Origin of the sequence: Desulfotignum phosphitoxidans DSM 13687, assembly GCF_000350545.1 — a bacterium.
Lineage (GTDB): Bacteria > Desulfobacterota > Desulfobacteria > Desulfobacterales > Desulfobacteraceae > Desulfotignum > Desulfotignum phosphitoxidans.
In genome coordinates this window covers 483975-491392 of record NZ_APJX01000003.1, presented here as the reverse complement: position 1 = coordinate 491392, position 7418 = coordinate 483975, and the positions used below count along the sequence as shown (strand labels likewise).

The 7418-nt window shown below is 54.5% G+C and carries 4 protein-coding genes and 1 pseudogene; 1 reads left to right on the top strand and 4 read right to left on the bottom strand.

Annotation, left to right across the window (positions count from 1 at the left end; all coding sequences use genetic code 11):
- Positions 1-274, top strand: a pseudogene (locus tag DPO_RS09690) (ISNCY family transposase); the annotation flags it as partial.
- Between the two features lie 377 nt (positions 275-651).
- On the opposite strand, the gene DPO_RS09685 reads toward DPO_RS09690, so the two are convergent.
- The 4 genes from DPO_RS09685 to hrpB form a co-directional block, all read right to left on the bottom strand.
- Complete coding sequence (locus DPO_RS09685; RefSeq protein WP_006965682.1) at positions 652-1575, bottom strand: AEC family transporter; 924 nt, start codon at positions 1573-1575, stop codon at positions 652-654.
- Positions 1562-3025, bottom strand: a complete 1464-nt coding sequence (locus tag DPO_RS09680) for a sigma-54-dependent transcriptional regulator (RefSeq protein WP_006965681.1) — start codon at positions 3023-3025, stop codon at positions 1562-1564. Before DPO_RS09680 ends, DPO_RS09685 begins: the two co-directional genes overlap by 14 nt.
- Before the next feature lie 17 nt (positions 3026-3042).
- The gene (locus DPO_RS09675; protein WP_006965680.1) at positions 3043-4617 is read right to left on the bottom strand and encodes a hybrid sensor histidine kinase/response regulator; all 1575 of its coding nucleotides are present in this window, start codon (positions 4615-4617) and stop codon (positions 3043-3045) included.
- 142 nt (positions 4618-4759) lie between these two features.
- Entirely contained in the window at positions 4760-7369 is a 2610-nt protein-coding gene (hrpB, locus tag DPO_RS09670; RefSeq protein ID WP_236609934.1) for an ATP-dependent helicase HrpB, read from the bottom strand.
- Between the last annotated feature and the right edge of the window lie 49 nt (positions 7370-7418).

Sequence of the window (7418 nt, the reverse complement as noted above, 5' to 3'; positions counted from 1 at the left end):
GGTGCTCCCGAAAAAAGGCAGATGCAACAAGGCTGAATGTGAAGAAGAAACAGCAAAGGATTTTATCGTTTTAAAGAAACATTCAGCGGTTGAATCGGCTATAAACGGGTTGGAAAATCATGGTCTGGACAGATGCCCGGATCATGGTATTCAAGGATTTAAAAGATACGTGGGCCTGTCTGTTCTGGCAAGAAACCTCCAGATCATGGGGCATAATATACAACAAAAAGGATTGAAACAGCTGCAACGGTTTGAACAGCGCAAAGCCGCTTAAAAACAGGCCATTGCATCAAAAACAGCACGTCAAACACTACAGGTGTGCCCGAAAAATGGGAAAGTCGTCAAAAAACGACTATCATGAAAGCACTTTCCCCGGTTTGTGATAGCAGGAGGACCAACAATTGAAAATTTTGTCAGGCATGTGCCCCGGAAAATCTCAAAATCGGGGTTTCCGGCCAGCCACTAAGTAGGCATCAGACTCATGGGGTACCTGATAATTGATACGATTAAGTGGCACATTCCTGCTTTATAATGAAGCTTCCCAAAACTCAAACTTTTTTGCAACAATCATTCTTCGATCCATTGACCATATCAGGTTTTGAATCAATTAGGTATCACAGATTTATTGCTGACGTATATCCGGCAGAGTCTTCAGATGAAATGAAGCCACAAAGAAAAGGTCAGGGCCGACACCAGGGTGCTCAAAGAGATGGCAGTCACGGCAAAATCCGCATCTCCGTTCATTTCCACGGCCATGACATAACTGATGGTGGCGGATGGCGAAGCCAGCAGAATCAGTCCGGGCACATACGCTTCCGGAGAAAGTCCCCCCAGGGAATAACACACGGCCCCGATCCCGGGCAATATGACCAGTTTGATACCGGTGGCCGGCAACACGGGTTTGAGCTGTGCTTTCATCAGATCAAAATTCAGGGTCGCCCCGATGAGCAGCAGGGCCAGGGGCAATGCCATACCGGAAATAATCTCCAGGGTTCGGGCGATCACCATGGGCAATGCCAGCCCGGTCAATGAAAAACAGATCCCTGCCACAGCGGATATAATCACGGGATTGCCCATGATTTTAAAAAGCACGGCCCCGGCCCTGGTACCCTTCCGGGACGGATTTTTATCGCTGTAGCACTGCAAAATGATCACGGACAGCAGATTCTGTAAAATCATGATAAACCCGATAAGCAGACTGGCGCTGACAAACCCCTCCTGACCCAGGTAATAAAATGCCACTGCCAGGCCGATATATCCTAAGTTCCCGTGAAACGCGCTCTGGACAAAAGTGCCGAACCGCCGGCGGGGAATTTTTGCGACAACTCCAGCTCCCCAGGTCAATCCGAAGCACAGGATGACGGCCGCCAGGGTGCCCCCCAGAAGCACCGGGTTGAAATCGGTTCTCAACGATCCTTTGGCAATGGCGGCAAATACCATGGCGGGAATGGCGAAATAAAACACCAGCCGGTTGGCGGGTCCGATGAACTGGGGCGGAACATATCCCTTCCGCCGGGCCAGCCAGCCCAGAAAAATCACACTGAAGATAGGGAGGACCGTGTTAAGAATCGGCATTGTTTTTGATATCATACTGCTGCATCAGTCGATACAGATGTCCCCTGGAAAGGCCGGAAATCCGGCAGCACGCCTTGATATCCCCCTGGGTGACGGCAACCAGATGTCCCAGGTACTCGGCTTTGTTTTTTTCCATGTGATCTTTGAAGGGCGGCAGAGGTTCTGATGGTACCAGCGGTCCTTCAAAAGACCCGGTTTCCGGATCAGGGGTTTCTGTTTGCCGGACGGCATACCGGTGCCGGATATTGAAAGCCCGGATGTGCTCGGGCAGATGATGGGGAAACAATGTGGCGCCTTCGCCGGCTTCCGCACAAACCCGGTCCAGAGTGTTGAACAGCTCTCTGACATTGCCCGGCCAGTCGTAAATTTGCAGTTCTTCCATAAAGGGCCGGGACATGATGCACCCATTTTTCAAATTTGCGCCATGCTGATTTTTCATATGGTTCAAGGCAAGCCCGGCCACATCTTCTCCCCGGTCTTTCAACGGCGGCAGATGAAGGGTCAAAGACACAATTCTGTAAAACAGATCTTCCCGGAATTTTTCCTTTTTTATCAGATCTTCCAGATCCCGGTGAGTGGCGCAGATGAGCCGGAAATTGCTGTGAATTTCAGTTTTCGATCCCAGAGGGCGAAATTTCTTTTCCTGGATCGCCCTGAGGAATTTTTTCTGAATCTCCAACGGCAGCTCCCCCACTTCATCCAGGAACAGGGTGCCCCGATCGGCTATTTTCATCAACCCGGTCCTGTCCCGGTCCGCCCCGGTGAACGCGCCTCTGGTATGGCCGAAAATCGTACTTTCCACCAGGTGCTCAGGCAGGGCCGCACAATCCACCACCACAAACGGTTCACTGCATCTTGGACTGCATGCATGAATTGCCCTGGAAAAAAGCTCTTTGCCCGTACCGGTTTCACCGGTGACCAGCACAGGGATATCGCTGTGGGCTGCCACTGCCACTTTTTCAAGGCACTTCAGTATCCCCCGGCTTTCTCCGACAATACCTTCTCTGCGGATGTCATTTCTGGACAGGCTGGCTTTTTTCTGGCGGCGGTATTCCACGGCTCTTTCCAGGGCGAAACGGAAATTTTTTGAAGATCCGGTTTTGGCAATATAGTCCCAGGCCTTGGATTTCATGGCGATCTCCGCCCCGTCCACATTGTCATCCGCTGTTATGACAATAATTTCAGGCGGAGACGGATGATGCCGGATCGTGTTGATGGCTTCCAGACCGTTGCCGTCCGGCAGGTTCACATCCAGAAACAGAATGTCCACCCGGCCTGAAAAAATATGGGATATTCCCTGGGTCAACGTCAGTTCGTGGGAAACCGAATACCCCATACCGGTGAATATTTTGGACAAAAACCGGCAGACCTGACTGTCATCATCAATGATCAGCACGCTGATTTTGTCTGTTTCATGACCATTCAAGGCGGCATCTTCAGGTGCCATCATTTTTTTGTTATCCTTTTTCAGGCCTGTGAATCCAGGGCCTGGCGCACGGCACAGGCAAGATCTTTCATCACAATGGGTTTGTACAAAAATCCCTTGAAGCCCAGGGAGATCGCTTTTTCCTGATCCATGATCTGGCTGAATCCGGTACAGATGATCATCGGAATATCCGGCCGGACTTTCAACAGTTTTCCGGCCAGTTTGTCGCCGCTCATACCGGGCATGGCCATGTCGGTAATGACCAGATCAAATAACTCCGGAGCGGTTTTAAACCGTTCCAGGGCTTCAACACTGCTGGTGAACGGTATCACATGATACCCCAGCCATTCCAGCAGCTGCATTTCCATTGAAACGATGTCAGGTTCATCATCCACCAGCAGAATTGTCTCTGTTCCGCCCGGAACCGGGTCTGTCACCTCAAGGGTTTCTTCATCTTCTGTTTCAGAGACCAAAGGAAAATACACATCAAAGGTCGTCCCCCGGCCGGGTTCAGTCGTGACCCGAATGACCCCGTTCATGCCCGTCACGATGCCGTGGACCACGGACAATCCCATACCCGTGCCTTTGCCGGGTTTTTGGGTGGTGAAAAACGGGTCGAAAATCTTCTCCGCCGTGATGTAATCCATACCTGCACCCGTGTCTGAAACACTCAGACAGACCCAGGGACCCGGGGACATGTCCGGGGTTTTCGGATCCCGGGAAATCTGATCGGCCCGGGTCAAAGACACGGTCAGTTCTCCCCCGGTTCCTTCCATGGCATGAAACGCATTGGTGGCCAGATTCATCACCACCTGATGGATCTGAGTGGGATCGGCCCGCACCGGACCACAACGGGCATCTATTTTTTCATTGATCTGTATGAACGCCGGCAGGGTGGCCCGGATCATTTTCATGACTTCTTTGACAACCGGCTGCATAATCAACACCTGGGGACGTTGCTTTTCCTGACGGGAAAAGGTGAGGATCTGTTTCACCAGATCCCTGGCCCGCAGTGATGCGGCATGAATCTTGTTAAGATTGTTCCTGAACGGACTGTCAGCGGGAATGTCTTCGAGCAGCAGTTCAGTGTGTCCCATGATGGGAAAAAGAATATTGTTGAAATCATGGGCGATGCCCCCTGCCAGAACCCCGATGGCCTCCATTTTCCGGACCTGGCGAAGCTGTGCTTCCCGCTGGATGTCCCGGGTGATGTCAAGGGCCGTAAACGTAACTCCCGCGGACAGGTCTTCCGGATTGATCGGGGCGGAGCTGAGCAGGATGTCCAGGACCCTCCCTGTTTTGGTAAGAAACCGGGTCTTGACGTTGCCCGTGCCCTGTTCCCGGAGCTGCCGGTATTTCTCTTTTCCCACATAGTCATACTCATCGTCAGAAGGGTAGAATATGCGGGTATTAGACCCCGACAATTCCTCCCGGGAATATTCGAGCATCCGGCACAGGCGGTCATTGAACTCCAGCAATGTTCGGTCCTTCACCAGACCGATCCCGATGGGGGCGGCCCGGTAAATGCTTTCAATCCTTTCACGGCCGTCAGGGGGTGGTTTCCCGGTCGCCGAATCATGACCGGTTTGATGTCTGATGTCACCGGAACCTGTCATAAAGTAGTTTTTCCCTCATCCGTTTCTGATTGGCTTTTTCCGCCATCGTTCTTTTTTTCTTTTTCCCCGGGTTGGGTGTCAGCTGGTTTTTCAATGGATTGGTTTGGGTACCTTATCATGAAAATTATTTTTTTTTAAACACTTATTTTCGGGGTTTGGCCCGGCGGGTCGGGACGGCCGTCAAGGGATCGTCCGGCCAGAAATGCTTGGGGTATCGTCCCATGAGATCTTTTTTCACCTCTTTGTAGGTATTTTTCCAGAAATTTTCCAGATCCTTTGTCACCTGGACCGGCCGGCCGGCCGGGGACAGCAGGTGCAGGGTCACGGCAATCCGGCCGCTGGCCACGGTCGGAGTTCGGATCTCACCGAACATCTCCTGAAGCCGGACCGCCAGAATCGGCGAAGCCAGCACCTGACTGCCGTCTGAATAAGACAACGGAATCCGGGACCCCGAAGGCACGGTGATATGGGACGGGGCCAGCATATCCACCTGATGCTGATCATCCCAGGAAAACAATGCAGTGAGCGCTCCGGCCAGATCCACCTGTTTCAGGTCCCGGGCGGACCGGACCCCGGTCAGAAAAGGCCCCAGCCACAGGGAAAGGGTTTCCATCAACCCGGCATCGGACAAATCCGGAAAACGGGAAAGCCCGGCCTGTTCCCGGAGAAAGCACACCCGGTGGCGAAACTGCATCTGTTTGCGGGTCCAGGGCAGTGCGGCCGGGCCCATCTGGCGTATACCCTCCATCATGGCGTTTAGCACGGCTTCCGGGTCCGGGTCCGGCAATGGGGTCTGCCGGATCAATATCTGTCCGAAAAAAGTCCGGCTGATGGCCTGGACCCCCTGCTTGTCCGAATCCCACATCACGGATTCGCGAATTTTTATCTCATGGGCCCACACCTGTTCCAGATCCTGCAACCAGACCGGGGCGGCCAGATAGATTCTGGCGTTTTCAGGATGCCCTCCCACATGGGCCGCCAGGATATATTCATGCATGGACACGGTGTTGGATGCGTGAAAAACCGCACCACTGCCTGAAGCCATGATATACGACAACGGCCCCCGGCGGGCGGCCACCCGTTCGGGAAAGCCCAGTGACAGGGTGATGCCCGCTTTTTCCGGATCAATGGCCGTGTCACGGATTGCCAGTTTCCGGGCCAGCCGCCGGGATGCGGCCAGCCAGTTTTTTGCCGGGGCCTGCACTTTTTTCAGTTCCCGCTGCATGCTGTGAGCCCACATATCCGGGTTCTGGGGTGATTGGCCGCGCGATATGTTCCAGTTCTGCTGAAAAACAGCCAGTATTTCCAGACGGCTGCGGATATCCGGATCACGGGAGAATCCGGGCAGGTCCTGATTTTCTTCCAGCAGCACGGCCAGGCAGCAGCCCAGAAACCCGTTGCCGGACCGGTCGGCTTTCAGAATCATATGGGCCAGCCGGGGATGAATCCCGGCGCCGGCAATGGTTTTGCCGTGAAGGGTGATATTGCCTGCATCATCCAGGCATCCCAGATGATGCAGCAGGTCTCTGGCCCGGGAAAACGCCCGGGCCGGCGGCGGGTCCAGCCATTTTAATGTATCCGGATCACGGACTCCCCACAGGGCCAGTTCCAGGACCACCCCGGTCAGGTCCTGTTCAAGGATCTCCGGCCGGGAAAACGGTACCAGGCCCTTGTGTACATGTTCAGACCAGATGCGGAAACAGATGCCGGGTCCGGTGCGGCCGGCCCGTCCCCGGCGCTGGTCTGCCGATGCCCGGGACACGGGCAGGGTCTGAAGCCGGGTCAAGCCCGTGCCCGGAAAAAACATGGGCTTTCGCATCAGACCGGCATCCACCACAATCGTCACTCCTTCGATGGTCAGGGAGGTTTCGGCAATGGCTGTGGCCAGGACTACTTTGCGGTGATCCCGCGGGGAAGGTGCCAGCGCGGCCCGCTGCCGGTCAAACGACAACCGGCCGGACAAGGCAAACACCTGTACATTTGGGCCGGTTTTTTTTGCCAGCATCTGTTCCATGCGCCTTATTTCAGCCGCCCCGGGCAGAAATACCAGAATATCTCCCTTGTGATCCGAGATGGCCGTGAGTACGGCAGATACACACCCGGCCAGCACAGAACCGAACGGTCCGGGGCCGGACCGGCAGGGAATTGGCGGCTGATAAATTGTCTCCACGGGCCATTGCCGGCCTTTTGATGTGACAATTTCCACCGGGTCCAGAAGTGCGCCCAACGCATCGGTATCCATGGTGGCGGACATGACCAGAATCCGCAAATCCGGCCGCAGCACCTCCGCCGACTCCAGACACAATGCCAGGCCCAGATCACTGTGAATATGGCGCTCATGAAACTCATCAAAAATCACCAGGCCCACCTTTTCCAGGGCTGGATCATTCTGGATCATCCGGGTCAGGATCGCTTCCGTGACCACTTCGATGCGGGTGTGGGGGCCGACTTGTGTCTCCATGCGGATCCGGTATCCCACGGTTTCTCCCACCGACTCCCCACACAATCCTGCCATGAACCGGGCACAGGCCCGGGCTGCCAGACGGCGGGGTTCCAGCATGAGTATTTTTCTTCCGGCCAGCCAGGGTGCATCCACCAGGGCCAGAGGTACCCGGGTGGTTTTTCCCGATCCGGGCGGGGCCTGAAGCACGGCCCGTCCGGGATGTGCCAGGGCTGCAGACAGTTTCGGCAACACCTGGGTCACGGGCAGGTCTGGATGCGAAAAAAATGCGGATTCTCTATTGTTCTTCACGGCTTTTTTAGGTAAGACCATTCACAGATATTAATCTTGATGACAACAG